The organism is Actinomadura logoneensis (genome assembly GCF_003428695.1).
GTDB classification, from domain to species: domain Bacteria; phylum Actinomycetota; class Actinomycetes; order Streptosporangiales; family Streptosporangiaceae; genus Spirillospora; species Spirillospora logoneensis.
The window spans coordinates 1-558 of record NZ_QURH01000358.1 but is presented as its reverse complement, the minus strand read 5'-3'; the positions used below and the strand labels follow the sequence as shown (position 1 = coordinate 558).

1 protein-coding gene is annotated in these 558 nt (G+C 76.3%); it reads left to right on the top strand.

The features are described 5' to 3' along the window. Positions 1-98: 98 nt before the first annotated feature. The coding region (gene ruvC / locus DZF91_RS22715) for a crossover junction endodeoxyribonuclease RuvC (RefSeq protein WP_117359459.1) at positions 99-558 on the top strand (460 nt) is incomplete at its 3' end.

Here is a 558-nt window from a genome sequence, read left to right as displayed (position 1 = left end):
GGCCGCCGGTGCGGCGGCCCCCGGCACGCCCTGCGCGCGCCGGACCGCCGGGTCCGATAGCGTGGCGTCGGCCGAACACATGATCGAAAGGCGGGGCCGTGCGGGTGATGGGCGTGGACCCGGGGCTCACCAGATGCGGCGTCGGCGTCGTGGAGGGCGTCCCCGGCGCTCCGCTGAGCCTGGTGCACGTGGCGGTCGTCCGCACCTCGCCCGACGACGACGTCGCGCACCGGCTGCTCGGCATCGAGCGGGGCATCGAGGAGCTCATGGACGAGTTGCGCCCCGAGGTCGTGGCCGTCGAGCGGGTCTTCGCCCAGCACAACGTCAGCACGGTCATGGGCACCGCGCAGGCGGCGGGCCTGGCGATGGTCGCCGCCGCGCGCCGGGGCCTGCCGGTCGCGATGCACACGCCCAGCGAGGCCAAGGCGGCGATCACCGGCAACGGACGCGCCGACAAGGCGCAGGTCACGGCCATGGTGACGCGCCTGCTGCGGCTCGACGCGCCGCCGCGGCCCGCCGACGCCGCCGACGCCCTCGCGCTGGCGATCTGCCACGTGT